Genomic DNA, 16,236 nt, shown 5'->3' with positions numbered 1-16,236 from the left:
GGGACCCCTCCCGAGGCCGGCCCTGGGAACCACGTCCGCCACATCGACAAAACCACTACGCCGGCGCGGCGCGGGCGGCGAGGGCGAGCAGGTCGTCGGCAAGGTGTTCGTCGGCCCTGACGGGGCCGGTCGCGGTGCGCGCCGGTGAGCCGTCGACGGGCTCCAGGGTGATGGTGGCCTCCAGCACGGGCACGTCCTCGTCGAAGACGGTGCTCGTGTCGCCGTGATGGGTCGTCATGCCCGGTATCCTCCCGCTTCCCGGCCGGGCGTCACGCCGCCAGCTGGTCGCGCCGGCCGGTCACCAGGGCCCGCCACCGCTGCCGGGTGGCCGGTTCGTCGTCGATCCACCGGGCCGTCGAGGGTGCCTCGAGGGGGAGGTCGGCCATGAAGTGGGCGATGTCGACGTAGTAGGCGTAGTCGCCTCCAGCGGTGAGCTCACGCAGCCGCGCGATGACGGCGGCGACCTGCTCGCCGTTGCCGGTGACGGCGTGGTGGAAGGCGAGCGCGAGCTCGAGCGTCGGCTGGACCGAGGCCAGCCCGGCGACGTCGACCTCAGCACGAAGCAGGCGGGCCCGGTCTTCGACGTCGCCGCCGGTGCCGGCGTCGCGGACCAGGGCGGCGATCCGGGTCGTCACCGTGGTGGCGCGGAGGTTGAGGCCGGCGAGCAGCTGCTCCGCGAGCTCCAGCTCGTCGTCCGCGGTGGCCGGGTTGGTGAAGGCGAGGACGAACGCGCGCTGGGCCTGGGAGGTCGCCCGCTCGCCGGCCACGCCGTGTTGCTCGGCTTCGTCTCGGGCGGCGGCGTAGGCGACGGCGGCGCGGTCCATCGCGGCGTGGGGCCACCAGACGTCGCCTTCGACGCGGTGGTGCCGGCCGGCCCACCCCAGGTTCGCGGCGGTCTCCAACGCGGTGGGGAAGTCGCCGGCGAGGCGGGCCAGGTGGGCCAGGCCCCGGCGGGCGGCCGGCGCGAGCCGTCCGCCGTCCGCCGCGACCCGGGCCATCCCGTGCCGGGAGGCTGCGGACTGGCCGAGGTCGCGGTGGGCCTTGGCGAGGTAGTAGAGGGGCATCTCCCTCAGCCCGGCCGGCAGCAGGTTCGCGTCGACGACGGCCGCTAAGCGGTCGGCGGTGCGGGTGCGCGGCTCGTGCTGCCGGCGGGCCAACGCGGAGAGCGTCTCCACGAGGGCGTCGGCCGCGGTGCTCAGGCCGCTCGAGGTCGCGTCGGGCCGGGCGGCAAGCGCGATCGGCTCCCACACGGAGTCGCTGACATACGTCCAGGCGGCGTCGGCGAGCCACCTCAGCTCGAGGTGGAAGTCGGCGGCGAGGGCGAGACCTTGGCGTAGGCAGCCGACCAGCAGGGCCCGGTCGCCGTCCGGGCCGGTCCGCCACTGCTCACCGAGCCCGGCCAGGGCGCGTTGGGCGGCCGTGTGCCAGTCGCGCGGTGTCCAGCCGTCATCCGAGGTGTCAGGGGCGGTGCGGATCGTGGAGCGGACGAGCGCGTGCAGGTGGTAGGGCCACAGCCCGAACGGGTTCTCGCGGACGAAGGGCCGCTCGGCCAGTCGTCGCGCCGCGGCTTCCCGCTCCAGCCCGGCGGCCCGGGTGGCGAGCGGCAGGTCGAAGGAGTCCAGCAACGACACCGACCGCAGGACGTGCCTCTCCTCCGAAGTGAGGTCGCGCAGCGTGCGGGCCACCAGCGCGGGGAAGTCCGCGTCGAAGTCCGCCGGCTCGGGGGTGCGGCCGGTGCGGCGGATCTCCAGCACGCGCATCACCGCCAGGTCCAGATACAGGGGCAGGCCGTGTGAGCGGTCGGCGATCACCCGCCGCACCTCGCCGGTGGCCAGCGGCTGGCCGCCGGCGGCGGCGAGGCGGCGGGCGAGGTAGCCCTCGCGGTCCTCCGAGCTGAAGTCACCGACCAGCACCTGCCGCCCACCCGCGCCCGTGGCCGGGGGCACGGCGGAGGCGCGGGTGCCGGGGTGGTCGGCGAGCCCCGGCCACGCCGTCGGGCCGGTCCAGTCCAGCTGGCCATGGAGCGCGCCGTCGGCCCACTGGAGCCGGCTGCGGCCGGTGATCACGAAGAAGCAGTTCGGCATCAGCCACACCAACCGCTGCACCAGCCGTTCGAAGTCGCGGTGCGTCCGGTCGCCGACGTCCTCGAAGGTGTCCAGCAGCACCACCGGCACCACCTGCCTGCCGGCCGGCACCTGCGCCAACTCCCACGCCAGCAGATGCGGGTAGTACGACAGCGCCTCGATGTCGGGATCGGCTTCCAACAGGTCCGCCAGCCGCCGACAGCCGGCCAACGCGCGCACCGACTGCCGCCGCTCCCGCAACGCACCCACCAGCGTCCCGGTCACCTGGCCGACGAGAGAGCCGACCGTGCCGGGCAGCAGCAGCATCCCGGCGACGTCGGCGAGCGCGGACTGTATCTGCTGAGGCATCGCCCGACCGGCACGAGCCAGCCCGTCCCTGCGCAGGACCTCCTCCAACGGCTCACCCGGGTGGTTGTGGTCCCAGTAGCGGCGCAGCGCCAGATCGAACGCCGGCAGCGGCCGGCCGATCCCGGCGAGCGCGGCCCGCACAGTGAGGACCAGGCGCTCGAAGTCAGTGCCGGCCGAGCGGGCCAGGTCCATCCGCACCGGCACCAGCCGCGGCCGTCCACCGGGCCAGGCCGGCGCCACCCAGGCCTCGGGCCGCCGCTCGCCGTCGGCCAGGGCCGCCTCGAGCTTTCGCGACAGCGTCGTCTTCCCGATCCCGCCGACCCCGTGGAAGACCAGCAGGTTGGTCCGCGGCGCCTCCACGTCCTGCACGTCGAAGCCCGGCGTGGCCACGTGCCGCAGATGCTGCGACAACGCGCCGGTGACCGTCGCCCACTGCGTCTCCCGGTTGGTGAACACCTCCCGCGCGGCCCCGTCGTTGGAGCCGAACAACGCCCGCAGATCCCGACCCGCCACGACGACCCCCCACTGAAGACGCTGCTCAAGCCCTCAACCTACGCCGCGCACCGCGGCGTTACACCCCGCCTTCCCCCGGCCCGCGGCCGCCATCAGGCTCGCCGGGCGCACGGCCGCCACGTTCCGGCGCGCCCCGCCTTTGCCCGGCGGGGCGACGGCCTTCGACAATGAGCCCACTGTTCATCCCCACAGCGAAGGTGGATCCCGTGCGCGACCCAGCAAGCTCCCCCGAGCCATCCTCCAGCGAGGACGCCGGCGACGGCCTCGAGGAGGTGCAGCAGGCGGTCGTCCAGGTGATCGCCTGGTACACCCAGGAGATCCTGGCCGAGCGACGGCGCCCGACGCCGGACGAGGCTCGGATCGAGCGCCTGACCGTGGAACAACAGGCCTGTCTCGCTGACCGGGACGCACTTGAGGACGGCGACGACCAGGAGGTCGCGCGGCTCGCCGCCATCTACGCGGCACGCCTCAAGGCGCTCGGCGAGGAGTAGCCCGCCGTCGCGGGGAGGGGCAGGAACGCGGGCGCGGCCGGCCGGCCAAGACGCAGGGGCCGCATGTCGAAGGGGAGAAGCGGCGCAGCGAGACGGGTGATGTCCAGCAGCTCGTCGCGGTACTGCGGCAGCTCCCGGCGTAGCCGCCGCTGGAGCGCGAGGAACTCGGTCGCCTCCTGGCGGGTGTAGGGCCGGTGTTGTTCGGCCACCACCACGCCCGCGCCAGCCGGGCACCGCCGCCACCGCGCGTCCGGCAGGCGTTCGTTGCGGTAGACGGCCGTGCCGTCGCGCCGCACCACGGTCACGGAGTCGACCACCGAGCCGTCCTCGGCGGCCCGCACAGCCTCGGCGACGGCCGCGAAGCACCGGTCGTGGCCGGCCCGCGTGGTGAACCGCCCGGGCAGCCCCTTGCGGCTGGCCCAGGCGAAGCGCGCGGCGGTGCCCTGGCGGCTGTCGGCCGCCCGCGCGCCGATCACCACCAGGTGAACCATGTGCCCGGCGTCGTGGAACAGCTCCGCGCTCTCGACGAACTCGTCGACATCGCCGGGCGCGATCTCGATGACCGCGTCCCCCCTCCCCGCCCGCACCCGCGCCTCGACCATGCGCTGCCACGCCTTGTAGTCAGTGCGGATCCGCGCGCCAGCCGTCCGGGGCTCCTCACGAAGAAGCCGCAGGTAGTCCGGGTGGGCCGCCTTGAAGTTGTCGCCCATGATCCACATCGGCCGCCCCCGCAGCGAGCGGCGCACCAGCCGGCCCATCCGGGTCTTGCCCGCCCCCGGCTGCGCCATCACGTAGACGACGACCGGCCGCTCCTGGGGGGTGATCGCCCTCAAGGTGGGGACGATCAGCTTGTCGTAGATCCATTGGTGCTCCTCCGCTGTCAGCCCGTGGTACGCGACGCCCGGCGGCTCCGGGATCGGCTGTGCGACGCGCCGGACCGGCTCCGCGAACGCGGCCGCCCGCTCGACGTCCCGCTGCACCGCCAGCCGCCGGTCCTCATCCAGCGCGCCGCTGTGCACGCGCCGGTCCGTGATCGCCAGCGCCTGTCGGAACTGGGCCGTCTCCCGCGCCGACCACCACCGGGCCCGCTCCCGCTCCACGGTCTGTCCGGCCGCTGGCCGGCGCCGCCACGCGCCGTCCACGAGCTCGTTGTCGTACAGCACCTCCATGCCGCGCTGCACCACCATGACCCGATCGGCCAGCCCTTCGGCCTCCACCATCGCGAGCGTCCGCGCCAGCGCCCTGCTGCAGGTGTCGTGGTTCTCCCACGACACGTACCGGCCGCCCCCGGCCGCGAGTTCCTCGAGGAACCGGTCGACGATCCCCAACTGCGTCCGCGCCATCGGCGCGGCCACCGCCGCCACCTCGATCCGGTGCCCGGAAGCACGGTATGCCGCCGCCGTGGCGCGGACCTCGTCCGGATCGGCCAGCGCGGTCTCGACGACCGCGTCCAACCCCAAGTCCCGCACGCGCTCCTCGACACCGAACTGCCACCCGGCTGTGTCCGGCCGCACCCGCACCCCGGCCGTGCGCACATCCTCTGCCAGAAGCCGCTCGTACTCGGGGTGCGCCCGCTTGTACAGGTCGCGTCCCACCCGCACCGGGCGGCCACGCCGGGAGAGCGCAGCCTCCACCAGGTCGGCCGCCTCCGTCTTGCCGGCCCCGGGCGGACCGGAGACGAATACGACGACCGGCTGCTCCTGGGAGACGGCGCCGCTGGTCCACGCCGGCAGGATCAGGTGGTCCAGCACCTGACGGTTCGTCTCCGCCGGTAGTACGACCGGGACGACCTCGCGTTCGCTCACCTGCATCCCTTCAAAATCAGGACAGATCCCACCACCAGCGGCTATGCTGTTCTCACATTCTAGATGCGGAGATCACATATGGCCAGTTCAGGGGAGGGCGTGCGGCTCGCGGTGGCCGCGCTGATGTACGCCACAGGGGAAACTCAGGCCGACGTGGCACGCGGAATCGGCCTTGATCAAACGGCCATCTCCCGCCGTCAAGCCGGCACGACCACCTGGTCGCTGACCGACCTCGACCGCCTCGCAGCCCACTACGGCATGCACGCCGTCGACCTGCTGTGCGGCGTCGACCACGCCGTCGCCAAGCTCCCCGCCCACCGCCGCGCCGCCGTTCTCGGAGGCACTCAGACCGTCATCCCGCCACAAGAAGGGGAGAACCAATGAGTGCACAGGACGATCTGTTCGGCGCGGTCGACGCGCTCCTTGAGCAGGCGGAGCCGTTGCCGTATCCGGCGGAGCGGCTGCGGCTGCGGGAGGCGTCGGGCCTGACCCCGGCGCAGGTGGCCAGTGCGCTGCGGGTGAGCACGCGCACCGTGGCCCGATGGGAGAACGGCCAAGCCGAGCCGTCCGGCGAGCAGCGCGCCGCCTACGGCCGGCTGTTGGAAGGCCTCGCTGCCCGCTACCCGGCCCCCGCCGCGCCGCAGGTCAACGTGCCGGAGGACGGCGGCCGCGACGACGGGCCGGCCGACCAGGCCGCCGTCGACGTCGCGCCGGCGGCCGCGGTCCCGGCCCCGGCCGGGTCGGCGGACACGAGCACGACCAGGTCGTCGACGAGCTCGCGCCGGCTGGCCGCGCCGCGCGCCGCGAAGACGTCGATGTCGCCGGCCGGCACCACCGACGCGCGGTTCCCGGCCGGGCCGCTCGCCGTGCTCGACGGTGCCGGCACCGTCCACCTGGTCGACGGCCGGACCCTGGACTGCCCGGCCGCCACCATCCCGCAGCTCGTGGAGTGGGCCCTCGCCGCCGGCCTCGGGCAGGGACGGCTACACCGCGCCGGTCGGGACGCCGACCCCCTCGTCGTCCTCACCGCGGCCGCAGCCGAACACCTCGGGCTCCCAGGCGAGCTGGCGGACCGTCGCGGCCTGCGGCTCGCCGACGACCACGAGGTCGTGCGCGACGTGACGGCGGCCGGGTGGCAGCTCACCCGGCGCGGGTTCGGGCCGTGGGCGCGCGTCTACCGGCCTGTCGAGGCCGGTGGGGCCCGCCAGTGCGTCCAGCTCACCGTGCTGCCCTGGGGTGCCCTGGACGTCCGTTCCTGGGGCGGCGTGGACCAGTTGCCGGCGGGCGACATCGTGCGGGTGCTCGGCACCTACGCGACCCGGGTGCTCACCCCGCGCGGCAGTACGGCCGTCTCCGGCCTCGAGCTGATGACCGCCCTGCGCCCGCCCACCCGCGCGGTGCGAGACGGAGACGGCTGGACGTCGGGCACCGTCCCCGGCTCCCTCACCACCGTTGTGGAGCCTGCGCCGCCCGAAGCCCCGCCCGAGCACCCGGTGGCCCAAGGGCGCGGCGAGGACCAGGTCCTCGACGAGGAGGCCTACGAGTGGGTGCGCGACGTCGACCTCCTGGACGACGACGAGTGCGCGCAGCCGTGGGCGGTCGGCCTGGACGTCAACATGGCATTCGCGGCCGCCGCGAACCGCCTCGTCGTGGGCCTGGGGGAGGCGCTGCACACCGACGGCCCCCGCTTCGACAAGCAGCTGCCCGGCGCCTGGTACGTCGACCTCTCCGACCTCGAGCTGGACCCGCGCCTCCCAAGCCCGTTCACGCCCTCCGGCCGCCGGCCGGCCGGGCCGGCCTGGTACGCCACCCCCACCGTCGCCTACGCCGTAGAGCTCGGAGCCACCGTCCACCCGCTCGAGGCGTGGATCCGCCCCGAGGCCGGCCCCTACCTCGATCCCTGGTACCAGCGGCTGCGCGACGCCTACCTCGCCACCATGGCCGACCTCGGCGTCACCAAGGACATGTCAGAGCCGGAGTTCCTGGCCGCCATGGAGCAGCACAAGGCCACCGACCCGGCCCTCGCCGCCGTACTGAGCGCGATCAAGGCGACCGTGAAGGGCGGCATCGGGAAGCTCCGCGAGCGACCGCAGGGCATCAGGCACCGAGCCGGCGAACGCTGGCCGGCCCTGGAGCGCCCGACCTGGCGCCCCGACATCCGGGCCGCCGTGATCGCCCAGGCGCGCACCAACATGCACCGGAAGATGGCGAAGATGGCGGCCGCCGGCCGGTACCCGCTCGCCGTCCTCTCCGACTGCGTCGTCTACCCCGCCGCCACCCCCTCGCCGACCGACCTCCTACCGCGTGACGCGACATCAGGGAAGCCACTGCCCGGCATTTTCCGGCTCGGTGTCAGCCCCGGAATGGTCAAGCTGGAGGGCGCCCGCGAATTCTGGTGGGCCGCCCAAGTAATGGAGCAGGGCCATAACCCGGCCCGGCACATCAAAGACGACGACTCCCGGGGGGACGAATAAATGGGTGAGGTTCAGGACGCCATCGAGAACGCGCTCCAGGCCATCCAGACCCGGCCGCTCCCGGCTACTCCGGCGGCCCGAATGCGCGTAATCCTCCGCGCTGAGAAAGGCTCCACGCGGGCCGTCGCCGCTCGGCTCGGGATCAGCCCTCGCACCGTGCAGCGCTACCTCGCCGGCCAGATCCGCCGGCCCGGCCCGCAGCTGGCCGCCGCCCTCGAACGCGAGGCACGCCGCTCGTGGCAGCCGCGGATCCGGCAGCGGGCGATCCGCCGCGCCACCCAGGCCGGCATCGCGGTCGAGACGCGCGCCCGGTTCGGGTTCACCGCCGCCCCCGGCTCCACCGACGACCCGCGCCTGCGACGCGTCACCGAGACCATCGAGCCGAACACGGCGGGCGCGCTGCTCGCCGCCCACCAGGCCGGCGCCGACGAGACCGAGCTCCGGCAGCTCCTGGGTCAGGGCCTCGGATTCGCCTACTTCCAAGACCGCGGCCGCCGCGCCCAGGGCCTGGACGTTGAGGTCACCGACATCGACTACCTCGACATCGGACTCTGAGCGCCTGCGAACGAAAAGGGCCGGCCCCACCATGCGGTGAGGCCGGCCCTTCCGGCTGTGGTTCGATGGCCGCGCCCGTGATCACCCCGCCGGCGGTCGGCCTGCTCTAGGGATGGCCGATGAGCCAGACGACCACGACCTGGACGGTGTGGTCGTGGACGCGGTACCCGATGGACACCCGCGCCGCGGGCAGAACCAGGCGCCGTAACGCCTGCGGCCCGCTGCCCTCGTACACCTCGCCGACCTCCCGGGGGCGGTGCGCCAGTGTCCGCTCGGCGTCCATGACGGCTTTTCGCTGCTGCGGGGTGAGGGTGCCGATCCCGCGTTGGGCGTCGGAGCTGTAGCTGACCTTGTAGCTCACCGGGCGGCCCCGGCTGCGGCATCCGGCAGCGCCTCGAGGGTCTCGGGATCGTAGGCGGCCCACACCGACTCCGCCGGCACCGCGTCCGCGCTCGGGCCGTCCTGGCTGGCCTCTATGGCGTCCTGGATCGCTGGGTGCGCTCGCGCCAGCCACACCATGCGGTACTCGGCGACCAGGTCCCGCAGCTCCTCGAACCGCGCCGTCTCCAACCTGGCGACGAACGCCTGGAGCTCCTGCGGCCAGTCGGCGAGCGCCGCCTTCAACTCCGCGATGGACTGCGGCCCCTCATCCTCGGCGATCCAGTACGGCGAGCGCGTCGGCCACTCCTGCGGACCCACCGGCTGAGCACACATCCCGGACCTCCCCATGCCACGCTCTTACGCCCGTCCACGGTACGCCGACCACCCCCGTCAGCACCCCGCCTTGTGACCGATCCCGCCCAGCGCACACGAACCTCGATCCGGCGCGCGCTGCGGCGAACGCGCCCCCTTTGCCTATCGGCGGGGCGGTTCTGGGTGCCACGCCTCGAGGGCCGGCAGCCGCAGCCTGGCTGTTAGGCGGCGTGGCGGAACTGTTCGGGCCGGAGCCTGAGCCAGCCGAACTCGGCGGCGGGCGGGTTCTTCCAGTAGTCGACGAAGCAGGGATCCGCGTGGACACACACGCGCTGCCCGCTGGCGTACATAGTCTCCACGCGGTTGCACGACAGGCACAGCAGCCCGCGTACGGCCCCGGTGCCGTGGTCGTGATCGATGGCCTGGGCCGGGGCCCCGCAGCCGGCGCACCGGCCCTGCTGGAGACCGAACAGGCGCCACCAGACGTACCAGCGCGGGATCTTGCTTCCGGCCCACTGCCGCGGCAGCGGCCCTTCCCAGGGACGCGGAACGTGGGGCGGCCAACCCCAACAGCGCCAGCAACGTTCCTTGGTGGGAACCAAGGCCGCCAACACCGACCCCGGTCGCGGAACCTCGCAGCCCATGCCACGACCACCGCACCTGCGGCCCCAGAAGCCGTCCAGGTGGTAGAGCCCGCGCTCGCCGCGCTCCTGGCGAGCCAGCAGCGGATCGGCACTTTCCCGGCCTGGATCGTTCCGCGCGGACCGGCAGGGCATCGACCTGAACAAGGCGAGCGTCACGCGGCGACGGTATTTCCCAGCACAGCCAGCCCCCGGGACCACGCCACCCGGCCCGAACTGATTCCGCCGATCGGCGGGGACGGACAATCTCCCGATCCCCGTGCGCACGCCACGGCGGCCGGGCAAGCTGAGCACCTGAGAAGGAGCGTGGGGAGGAAGAGGCATGGAGCGCGTTCTCGAACTGATCTGTGATGAATGCGGCAAGCCCATCGACGACGGCACCGGATTCCTGTGGGTGGACCACAGCGAGGTGAACCAGACCGAGCGAGCCATCCGAGAGCGGGAATCCGCACGCACCGGGCCCGACGGTGGGCAAGCCTTCGACATCAACGCCTTCATGGAAATGCCCGCGAGCGTTCGCTGGCAGTCCCACCACCACGTATGCAACCCGAAGCCGGACGCGAGCAGCTACGGCATCGCTGCCGAGAAGATCCGGACCTGGCGCCAACTGCTCGAATGGACCTCCCATCTCATGGGGAAGGTGTGGCTCAGCCGAACCGACTGGGAACACGTTCTGCTGGGCGTCCACAACGGCACCACGAGACTCATCGCGGTGACGGTAGACCGTTCGCCAGACCAGAAGGTGTGGTAGCCAGAGCGCACGTCACCCGGGTCACCCTAGACATGTGCCACCCCTGTGCTTGGGTCTGTGCCGCCCCTGTGCCTGCCCCACCCCCGTCCCAGCTCTGGCCTGCGGCGGAACCGCTCGGGGCGCCCGACCTTACTCCTGATGGCGGTGGTGGCCGCGGGCCCGGCGGCGGGCGGCTGGAGCGGCCTGGTCGTGCGGGTGCCCGCCGACCGTCTGCTGACGGATACCGGCGGGCACTCCCACAGATGGTGCCGGCTACTGGAGCCAGCCGCGCGCGGTGTCGACGGCGATCCGGGCCACGGCCGACCCGAGGCCGTGCAGGACGCCACGGCTAACCTCCCTGGCCGCCGCCGCACCGGCGCGGTCGGCGCCCTCCTGGCGGCCGCGCCGACGCCACCGCCGCCCGCTGCTCGACGTCTTCTTCCCCATGGATTCCCCTCCCGGTGAACGTGTGGATGCCGAGGCGGTTCGGTCCCGGCACCCATATACGGGTGGGGAGCAGGACAGAGGTGGCGGGATCTGCTCCATGCGACCTGCGGGACCTCGCCACCCGGGGCGTGCGGCGCAGGTCAGAGCCTTGGGCGGGGCGGGGAGAAACGGCCGGAATTCTCGCCCGCGTGCTGGTTGTCGGTGGTGCTTCCGTCGAAGTCGGACGGGCGGCGGCGGGGTGGCGTGGGTGGTGGGAGCGCACGGTGGTGGTGGGGGATCCGCTGTGCGCCCTGTGATGTGCGTCACCTCTGTTGGGGCTGGTGGGGTATGCCGCCGTGAGGGGTGGTTCGAGCCCTAGAGGCCATGCACGTGCATGTCGTGCGTCTTCCCTGCTCAGGCGCGAAGTTGAGTACATGTCACCAACTGACAGTCCCTCAACTTGCCTTGTGCGTCTGGCATATGCCGGATACCGGAAGTGGCACTTCCGAAAAAAGTGCTAAGTGGTGTCAACGTTTCGCAGTGCCATCGGCAAAGCTGATGACCCTGAGCGACGACGCTCGACGGCGGCAGGCCAGGCGTAGGGGGAGATGCCTGGTCAGCCCCGCCCCCACTACTTTGAGAAGGTATCTCCGAGTGACGACACACGATGTCGCGAACAGCGTGTTGACGGTGATCCTCGCGTTGCGGGTACTCGGTCCCGACGTGAAGACCAGCGTCTGCTGGATGCTCGGCACCGGCGTGCGGATCGGCGTCGCCGACCTGACGCAGCGCCAGCACCACCTCACCCCACCCGCGGCGACCCCCGCCGCGACGCGGGACCGTGGCGGTGATCTGTGATGGTGTCCGACATGCCTCCCGAGTTCGACCGGACCGTCCGCGAACTCACCGCGGAATGGCTCCCGACCTCCTTCTGGGCCTTCCACCAGCAGTACTACGGCGTCTACAAGCGCTACGCCGAGATCCAGCTCGACGATCCGCCCTGGGCCCGCCAGGTCGTCCAGGACGTCATGAAAAGCCTGGCGGTCCACTGGAACTGGCTGATGGCCCAGGAATCCCCGAGGACCATCGCCTGGGGCATCCTGCGGCACACCATCGCCGAACGCCTCCGCGAGATCGGCCGGGAGCCGACCTTCACCGCGAACGCCGCCTTCCGCCGCGCCTCGCTCGAGACGTTCCGGGACAAGTTCGCCGCCCTGGAGAGCGACCTGGGCCTGTACGCCGCGATCGCCCGACTACCGGAGCGCCAGTACGACGTCATCGTGCTCCAGTACGTCCTTGACACGCCTCCCGACCGCGTCGCCACCATCATGGGCGTCAGCCCGGCGACGGTGCGGGCGCACCGCCGCCGCGCCCGGGCCCGGCTCGCTCGCGACCTCGGCCTCGACATCACGGAGGACCCCAACGATGACCAGGATGAGTAACAGGACATGAGCACACGCCGCCCCCGCCGCAGCATCCGCGAGATCGACGTTCGCCTGGCCCTGGCCGCCGTGCCCCCCAGCACGGACGCCGACGACCTCGCCGACGAGATCGCCGCGTCCCGGCGCATGATCGAGGAAGAGATCGCCGAGATCCTCTGGCAGCAGGCCCTCCACCGCGACGCCTGCGCCCAATGGGTCATCGACACCACCGGCCCCAGACCCTCGGTGGCCGCCGCCTCGCCAACAGCCCCAGCGGCCATGCAGGACCAGGCCGCCAGCGACCTCACACAGCTGTGCCGCTTAGTCATCCGAACGACCCACGCCGCCGCAGATCTCGCCGGCCTGGTCGACGGGGACACCGGCGGCGAAGGCGCCCTCGTCTTCGCCTCCCTCCTCTACCTCGCCGACCGGTTCGAAGGCGCCCAGTTCTGGTGGCAGTTCAGCGCCGGCACCGGCAAGTCCACCGCCGCCCTCTGCCTCTACTTCGCCCACATGGAACGCGGCGAACTCCGCGACGCCGAACACTGGGCCCACGAAGCCGTCGGCCTCGAGGTCCTCGAACACCACACCACCCCATCAGCCCGTCGCAGCGTCCGGCACCTGCCGCAGCGAGCCTTCTACTCCTGGGAGGACCCCGACCTCTACCGCCGCGGCTACACCACCGTGGAGTCCCTGCTCCTGAAGACGCTCTCCTCGTTCGGGGACACCGGCACCACAGGCTCGGACGTCGCGGACGACCTCACCGAAGCTGTCGACCAGCTCAAGGTCGACCACGACCCCCAGTTCGGCGACATCCCCCGCCCCGACACCACCCTCGCCGCCCGCATGGAGGAATACCTCGCCTCATAACCGCAGCAGGGTCGGCCCACCCCGCCGGTGGGCCGACCAGCACACCGCCCCAGCAGGGCCACACAGCTATGGCCGGCCCGCCGGGGCGGCGAAGTCCCTGCTCAGCCCGGGGGCGGCAACCGCCGGTGCACAGAGGCGGCACATACCCCAAACGGGCCCGCCGGGCGGCCCTCGCAGGGCATAGTGCGGGGGGTGACCACATCCCCGGGCCGCCTGGACGCCAGCTTCATCGCCGCCGCCGCGGCCCCCATCGCCGACGCGCTCGCCACGCTCGGGGAGCTCGGCATCCCCGTGCCCACCGTGGACGTGCTGATCTCGTACCACTCCCACGGCTGCACCGTCCGCGTGGCCGACCGCCGGGCCGCCCACCGCCAGGAGGTGGAGTGCGCCTTCCGCGACGCCTTCGTCGCCGCTGGATGGGGCGTGGCCCACCGCGAGACGAGCGGTCTCGTCCTGAAGCATCCGTCGGGCCTGACCCGCATCTGACCGCCGGAGCCCCACACACGTATGGTCAGCCCGTCGAGGCGACGAAACCGCAGGTAAAAGCCAGTATCGGCCCTACTGGGGCACAGGGGTGGCACAGACCTGACCACAGGGGCAGCACACACCCGCGGTCGGTGCGTCCTGGTGGTGGGGTGCGGAGCCGGGGGCCTACAGGTGCTCAGGCCCGGTGCGCGCCTCAGCAGGGGACTCCGGCTCTGCGCCATGCCGCCAGGACCTCGTCGAGCGCTGCCCGTGTTTCCGGGCTGGGTGCTGAGGTCAGGACGAGGTGGGTGACCAGCTCGCGGGTGGCGGGCAGGTCGAGGGTGAGCACCGCGAGGACTCTCTCCACGGCGGCGAGGAGACCGCGTAGATCGGTGCTGTGGACGCTGTCGAGGTAGTACGACAGCAGGTCGGCCAAGCGCGCGTCGTCGGGGTCGCTGTCAGCGGCGTGAAGAGCCGCGTGGCATGCCCACACCGCGTCCAGGGCGTAGGCGGGTAGGGACAGGAGCCGCACGTTCTCGGGACGGTCGTCGGTGTTGGCGCAGTCGCCGACCACCTCGGTGGCGATCTGCCACTTCAGGGCCGGCACCCGGTAGCGGGTGTCGTCGAGAGTGCACGCGGCGGCCGACCACACGATCTCTAAGGCCGCGCCGACCAGTCGGGCATCGGCGTTCCACTCGATGCTGGAGGGAAGGAGGACCGGACGGTCGGCATGGGGGCTGCTCATTCGGAAACCCCGGCCTGGCGCAGTGCCTCCATGAGGGCCGCTCCGGCTTCGGGGCTCGGGTTGGCGCGCAGCGCGTCGGCGGCCTGCTCGACCTCGAGGCGGGCCTCGGGCGGGGTCTCGCGCCACTGCGCGGCCAGCTGGTCCAGGCGCGCGGTGTCACCAGGCAGCGGTTCGGGGAGTTCGGAAGCCATGGAACCGATCCTCGCCGACCGGCCCCGGCCGGCGCACGGGAATCTGCGGATCCGGCCCAGAGCGGGATTCACCGGTATGAGGGACACGCCGGCCTCCTGACAGCTGGTCGGGGTTGACGGAATGTCACCCACGCGGGCGGCGGCGTCGGTAGCCTGGACGCGCCTTTCACCTGTGGGGGAGGGCGGCAGCGGGGAGCCCGCACTGCGGAGCCTCCAAGCCCGCTGCTGCTCAACCGATAGGAGGTGAAAGGCATGGGCGACAAGAAGTCGACCCGCCCGACGGAACTGTGCGTGGAGATGACCAAGCGCATCGTCAGCGCGCTGAGCGCGCGGGCGTTGTGGATGGCCATCGTGCATCTGCTGCACCGCGACATGTGACGTCACGGGCCCCGCGGCCGGTCTCCCCCTATGGCCCGGGGCCCACCCCTGCTAGTCGGTGTGGGCGATGCGGACCACGGTCACGGTCAGCACGCCGTGGCTGACCCAGTAGACCGTCACCGTGCCGGCCAGCGGCGCCTGGCGCCGATCCCGATTCCCGCCCACCGCGGAACCGTAGGCGTACGGATCGGCGGCGACCTGCGCGATCTCCGCGTCGAACCGCCGACGCCGCTTCGACGTCATCTTCTTCAGCGCGTCCAGGGCCTCGTCCGAGTACTGGAGGCGGTAGCGGCGACTCATACGTCCAGGTCCTCCTCGGCCGTGAGCCCGCTGAAGTCGCCGGCCTCCAGCCGCTGGAAGGCGGCCTCGTTCGCCGCCTCGATCTCCGGCCGCAACCTCGAGGCCCAGCCCCACAGCACCATGTGCAGGTCCTCCGCCGCGGCGGCCCCGATCGCCGCGTCGAACTCCCCGCGCTGCTCCGGCGGCAGCTCGGCGCGCACCCCGTCGATGCTCGCCGGCAACACCACCTGCTCGCCGTCCACGTACGTCGTCCACGTCGGACCACCCGGCCGGCCGGCCACCTCGTCCATGCGCACCTCCCGCGTCCGGCGCCAGAGTAGGGCGCGAACTCGCCGCCGGGTACCACGCCCCGCTACGGTGCCGGAATGGAGCCCACGCACGCGGAGAGGGACCGGCGAGAGCTGTTCGGCGGCCCGCTCGACGGCGAAATCCTCGATGTCACCGGAATGTCGGAGGAAGCCATCAAAGCAGGCTTCTACCTCCCCTTTCCCAGAGAATCCAAAGAAGGGCAGGCCGCCATCTACACGCCCGACGAGAAAGGCGTCATCCGGTTTCAGGAATTCGTTCCGTGACAAGAAAAGCCGCCGACCAGGGCGACAATACGGGGTAGGCATCTTTCTCCCGTAGCTACACGGATGCATCATTGGCAGTGATGCGCGATGGAGGGCATCCCGACACTCTACCTGATGACCCGTCACCCGCGAAGCGACACCGTCCGCACGGTGTGTGATGACGCCCCGGGTCCCCCTCCCGAGAGGCGGGACCCGGAAGGTGGCGCGGGACTGCCCGCGCGTCACCACGCCTCGGGGTGCGTGACCAGGCCCGTCCGCACCTTGAGGACACTCGACCCGCTCACCGGCTCCCAACCCGGGCCCTGCCTGGGATTCCTGTAGTTACACAGGCTGCATCATCCCGCGATGCAGCCACCCCTCCCCACCGTAGGTGCCGCTTTTCCGCCGGAGCGGAGCGGAGGCGGGATTCGCGCGAAGCGCGAATCGAACTGCGTGTCGGATTTCCGCGAAGCGGGAATCCGTTGCCCCGCGCGAAGCGCGGGGCTCCGTCCGCGAAGCGGACGGTCCTGCAAGCGCGCGCAGCGCGCTTGTACC

Annotated in this window: 22 protein-coding genes; 11 read left to right on the top strand and 11 right to left on the bottom strand. The window is 72.2% G+C overall.

Annotated elements, in window-relative coordinates:
* Window positions 1-55 precede the first annotated feature (55 nt).
* Both ACYVPE_RS14085 and ACYVPE_RS14080 read right to left on the bottom strand, forming a co-directional pair.
* Window positions 56-238 carry a hypothetical protein gene (locus ACYVPE_RS14085; protein ID WP_461033889.1) on the bottom strand — a complete coding sequence of 61 codons (183 nt, stop codon included), beginning with the start codon at window positions 236-238 and terminating at the stop codon, window positions 56-58.
* Window positions 239-269: 31 nt separating this feature from the next.
* Window positions 270-2,945 carry an ATP/GTP-binding protein gene (locus ACYVPE_RS14080; RefSeq protein ID WP_461033888.1) on the bottom strand — a complete coding sequence of 892 codons (2,676 nt, stop codon included), beginning with the start codon at window positions 2,943-2,945 and terminating at the stop codon, window positions 270-272.
* 206 nt (window positions 2,946-3,151) lie between these two features.
* Here ACYVPE_RS14080 and ACYVPE_RS14075 point away from each other — a divergent pair, with 206 nt between their 5' ends.
* The gene (locus tag ACYVPE_RS14075; protein WP_461033887.1) at window positions 3,152-3,436 is read left to right on the top strand and encodes a hypothetical protein; all 285 of its coding nucleotides are present in this window, start codon (window positions 3,152-3,154) and stop codon (window positions 3,434-3,436) included.
* Here ACYVPE_RS14075 and ACYVPE_RS14070 read toward each other — a convergent pair.
* Entirely contained in the window at window positions 3,400-5,241 is a 1,842-nt protein-coding gene (locus ACYVPE_RS14070) for a zeta toxin family protein (protein ID WP_461033886.1), read from the bottom strand. The two genes, ACYVPE_RS14075 and ACYVPE_RS14070, sit on opposite strands and share 37 nt — an antisense overlap.
* Window positions 5,242-5,319: 78 nt before the next feature.
* Between ACYVPE_RS14070 and ACYVPE_RS14065 the strand changes: the two genes are divergently transcribed.
* Genes ACYVPE_RS14065 through tpg form a run of 3 tightly spaced genes read left to right on the top strand, consistent with a single transcriptional unit; the run spans window position 5,320 to window position 8,270 of the window.
* A complete protein-coding gene (locus ACYVPE_RS14065) occupies window positions 5,320-5,625 on the top strand; it encodes a helix-turn-helix domain-containing protein (protein ID WP_461033885.1) in 306 nt (101 codons plus the stop codon).
* Window positions 5,622-7,715 carry a telomere-associated protein Tap gene (tap, locus tag ACYVPE_RS14060; protein ID WP_461033884.1) on the top strand — a complete coding sequence of 698 codons (2,094 nt, stop codon included), beginning with the start codon at window positions 5,622-5,624 and terminating at the stop codon, window positions 7,713-7,715. The genes ACYVPE_RS14065 and tap overlap by 4 nt, the downstream gene beginning before the upstream one ends.
* Window positions 7,716-8,270, top strand: coding sequence for a telomere-protecting terminal protein Tpg (gene tpg, locus ACYVPE_RS14055; protein ID WP_461033883.1), 555 nt, complete (start codon window positions 7,716-7,718; stop codon window positions 8,268-8,270).
* A 106-nt stretch (window positions 8,271-8,376) separates the two neighbouring features.
* Here the strand turns inward: tpg and ACYVPE_RS14050 are convergent, their stop codons facing one another.
* From ACYVPE_RS14050 to ACYVPE_RS14040, 3 genes are all read right to left on the bottom strand, one after another.
* Window positions 8,377-8,631: a type II toxin-antitoxin system RelE family toxin gene (locus ACYVPE_RS14050; RefSeq protein ID WP_461033882.1), complete on the bottom strand. Its 255-nt coding sequence runs from the start codon at window positions 8,629-8,631 to the stop codon at window positions 8,377-8,379.
* Window positions 8,628-8,969, bottom strand: a complete 342-nt coding sequence (locus ACYVPE_RS14045; protein ID WP_461033881.1) for a hypothetical protein — start codon at window positions 8,967-8,969, stop codon at window positions 8,628-8,630. The genes ACYVPE_RS14050 and ACYVPE_RS14045 overlap by 4 nt, the downstream gene beginning before the upstream one ends.
* Before the next feature lie 215 nt (window positions 8,970-9,184).
* The gene (locus tag ACYVPE_RS14040; protein ID WP_461033880.1) at window positions 9,185-9,763 is read right to left on the bottom strand and encodes an endonuclease domain-containing protein; all 579 of its coding nucleotides are present in this window, start codon (window positions 9,761-9,763) and stop codon (window positions 9,185-9,187) included.
* 163 nt (window positions 9,764-9,926) lie between these two features.
* Here ACYVPE_RS14040 and ACYVPE_RS14035 point away from each other — a divergent pair, with 163 nt between their 5' ends.
* Entirely contained in the window at window positions 9,927-10,355 is a 429-nt protein-coding gene (locus ACYVPE_RS14035) for a hypothetical protein (RefSeq protein ID WP_461033879.1), read from the top strand.
* Window positions 10,356-10,607: 252 nt separating this feature from the next.
* Here ACYVPE_RS14035 and ACYVPE_RS14030 read toward each other — a convergent pair whose 3' ends face one another.
* Window positions 10,608-10,781: a hypothetical protein gene (locus ACYVPE_RS14030; RefSeq protein WP_461033878.1), complete on the bottom strand. Its 174-nt coding sequence runs from the start codon at window positions 10,779-10,781 to the stop codon at window positions 10,608-10,610.
* 633 nt (window positions 10,782-11,414) lie between these two features.
* Here ACYVPE_RS14030 and ACYVPE_RS14025 point away from each other — a divergent pair.
* From ACYVPE_RS14025 to ACYVPE_RS14010, 4 genes are all read left to right on the top strand, one after another.
* Window positions 11,415-11,618: a hypothetical protein gene (locus ACYVPE_RS14025; RefSeq protein WP_461033877.1), complete on the top strand. Its 204-nt coding sequence runs from the start codon at window positions 11,415-11,417 to the stop codon at window positions 11,616-11,618.
* An 11-nt stretch (window positions 11,619-11,629) separates the two neighbouring features.
* A complete protein-coding gene (locus ACYVPE_RS14020) occupies window positions 11,630-12,202 on the top strand; it encodes a sigma-70 family RNA polymerase sigma factor (protein ID WP_461033876.1) in 573 nt (190 codons plus the stop codon).
* Window positions 12,203-12,208: 6 nt separating this feature from the next.
* Window positions 12,209-13,051 (top strand): hypothetical protein, encoded by an 843-nt coding sequence (locus ACYVPE_RS14015; RefSeq protein ID WP_461033875.1) that lies wholly within the window; start codon window positions 12,209-12,211, stop codon window positions 13,049-13,051.
* Window positions 13,052-13,243: 192 nt separating this feature from the next.
* Window positions 13,244-13,537: a hypothetical protein gene (locus tag ACYVPE_RS14010; RefSeq protein WP_461033874.1), complete on the top strand. Its 294-nt coding sequence runs from the start codon at window positions 13,244-13,246 to the stop codon at window positions 13,535-13,537.
* 193 nt (window positions 13,538-13,730) lie between these two features.
* On the opposite strand, the gene ACYVPE_RS14005 is transcribed toward ACYVPE_RS14010, so the two are convergent.
* Together ACYVPE_RS14005 and ACYVPE_RS14000 are read right to left on the bottom strand one after the other, a co-directional pair.
* Window positions 13,731-14,261, bottom strand: a complete 531-nt coding sequence (locus ACYVPE_RS14005) for a hypothetical protein (protein WP_461033873.1) — start codon at window positions 14,259-14,261, stop codon at window positions 13,731-13,733.
* Window positions 14,258-14,452, bottom strand: coding sequence for a hypothetical protein (locus tag ACYVPE_RS14000; RefSeq protein WP_461033872.1), 195 nt, complete (start codon window positions 14,450-14,452; stop codon window positions 14,258-14,260). The genes ACYVPE_RS14005 and ACYVPE_RS14000 overlap by 4 nt, the downstream gene beginning before the upstream one ends.
* 252 nt (window positions 14,453-14,704) lie before the next feature.
* Between ACYVPE_RS14000 and ACYVPE_RS13995 the strand changes: the two genes are divergently transcribed.
* On the top strand, window positions 14,705-14,830 hold the full coding sequence (locus ACYVPE_RS13995) for a hypothetical protein (protein WP_461033871.1): 126 nt from the start codon (window positions 14,705-14,707) through the stop codon (window positions 14,828-14,830).
* 51 nt (window positions 14,831-14,881) lie between these two features.
* Here ACYVPE_RS13995 and ACYVPE_RS13990 read toward each other — a convergent pair whose 3' ends face one another.
* Together ACYVPE_RS13990 and ACYVPE_RS13985 are read right to left on the bottom strand one after the other, a co-directional pair.
* The gene (locus ACYVPE_RS13990) at window positions 14,882-15,130 is read right to left on the bottom strand and encodes a type II toxin-antitoxin system RelE family toxin (RefSeq protein WP_461033870.1); all 249 of its coding nucleotides are present in this window, start codon (window positions 15,128-15,130) and stop codon (window positions 14,882-14,884) included.
* Window positions 15,127-15,420 (bottom strand): hypothetical protein, encoded by a 294-nt coding sequence (locus tag ACYVPE_RS13985; protein ID WP_461033869.1) that lies wholly within the window; start codon window positions 15,418-15,420, stop codon window positions 15,127-15,129. The genes ACYVPE_RS13990 and ACYVPE_RS13985 overlap by 4 nt, the downstream gene beginning before the upstream one ends.
* 75 nt (window positions 15,421-15,495) lie before the next feature.
* On the opposite strand from ACYVPE_RS13985, the gene ACYVPE_RS13980 reads away from it, so the two are divergent.
* Window positions 15,496-15,702 carry a hypothetical protein gene (locus ACYVPE_RS13980; RefSeq protein WP_461033868.1) on the top strand — a complete coding sequence of 69 codons (207 nt, stop codon included), beginning with the start codon at window positions 15,496-15,498 and terminating at the stop codon, window positions 15,700-15,702.
* The last annotated feature ends 534 nt before the right edge of the window (window positions 15,703-16,236 follow it).

The sequence above is a fragment of the Streptomyces mayteni genome, assembly GCF_054783955.1.
Note: the sequence above shows the minus strand (reverse complement) of the source record. Positions and strands in the feature narration are given on the sequence as shown.

Excerpts from the sequence above, each read along its gene's own strand:
- ACYVPE_RS14030 (WP_461033878.1), bottom strand. The coding sequence starts at position 10,781 with ATGGGGAAGAAGACGTCGAGCAGCGGGCGGCGGTGGCGTCGGCGCGGC.
- ACYVPE_RS14005 (WP_461033873.1), bottom strand. The coding sequence starts at position 14,261 with ATGAGCAGCCCCCATGCCGACCGTCCGGTCCTCCTTCCCTCCAGCATC.
- ACYVPE_RS14035 (WP_461033879.1), top strand. The coding sequence starts at position 9,927 with ATGGAGCGCGTTCTCGAACTGATCTGTGATGAATGCGGCAAGCCCATC.
- ACYVPE_RS14000 (WP_461033872.1), bottom strand. The coding sequence starts at position 14,452 with ATGGCTTCCGAACTCCCCGAACCGCTGCCTGGTGACACCGCGCGCCTG.
- ACYVPE_RS13980 (WP_461033868.1), top strand. The coding sequence starts at position 15,496 with ATGGAGCCCACGCACGCGGAGAGGGACCGGCGAGAGCTGTTCGGCGGC.
- ACYVPE_RS14015 (WP_461033875.1), top strand. The coding sequence starts at position 12,209 with ATGAGCACACGCCGCCCCCGCCGCAGCATCCGCGAGATCGACGTTCGC.
- tpg (WP_461033883.1), top strand. The coding sequence starts at position 7,716 with ATGGGTGAGGTTCAGGACGCCATCGAGAACGCGCTCCAGGCCATCCAG.
- ACYVPE_RS13990 (WP_461033870.1), bottom strand. The coding sequence starts at position 15,130 with ATGAGTCGCCGCTACCGCCTCCAGTACTCGGACGAGGCCCTGGACGCG.
- tap (WP_461033884.1), top strand. The coding sequence starts at position 5,622 with ATGAGTGCACAGGACGATCTGTTCGGCGCGGTCGACGCGCTCCTTGAG.
- ACYVPE_RS13985 (WP_461033869.1), bottom strand. The coding sequence starts at position 15,420 with ATGGACGAGGTGGCCGGCCGGCCGGGTGGTCCGACGTGGACGACGTAC.
- ACYVPE_RS14085 (WP_461033889.1), bottom strand. The coding sequence starts at position 238 with ATGACGACCCATCACGGCGACACGAGCACCGTCTTCGACGAGGACGTG.
- ACYVPE_RS14065 (WP_461033885.1), top strand. The coding sequence starts at position 5,320 with ATGGCCAGTTCAGGGGAGGGCGTGCGGCTCGCGGTGGCCGCGCTGATG.
- ACYVPE_RS13995 (WP_461033871.1), top strand. The coding sequence starts at position 14,705 with ATGGGCGACAAGAAGTCGACCCGCCCGACGGAACTGTGCGTGGAGATG.
- ACYVPE_RS14020 (WP_461033876.1), top strand. The coding sequence starts at position 11,630 with ATGCCTCCCGAGTTCGACCGGACCGTCCGCGAACTCACCGCGGAATGG.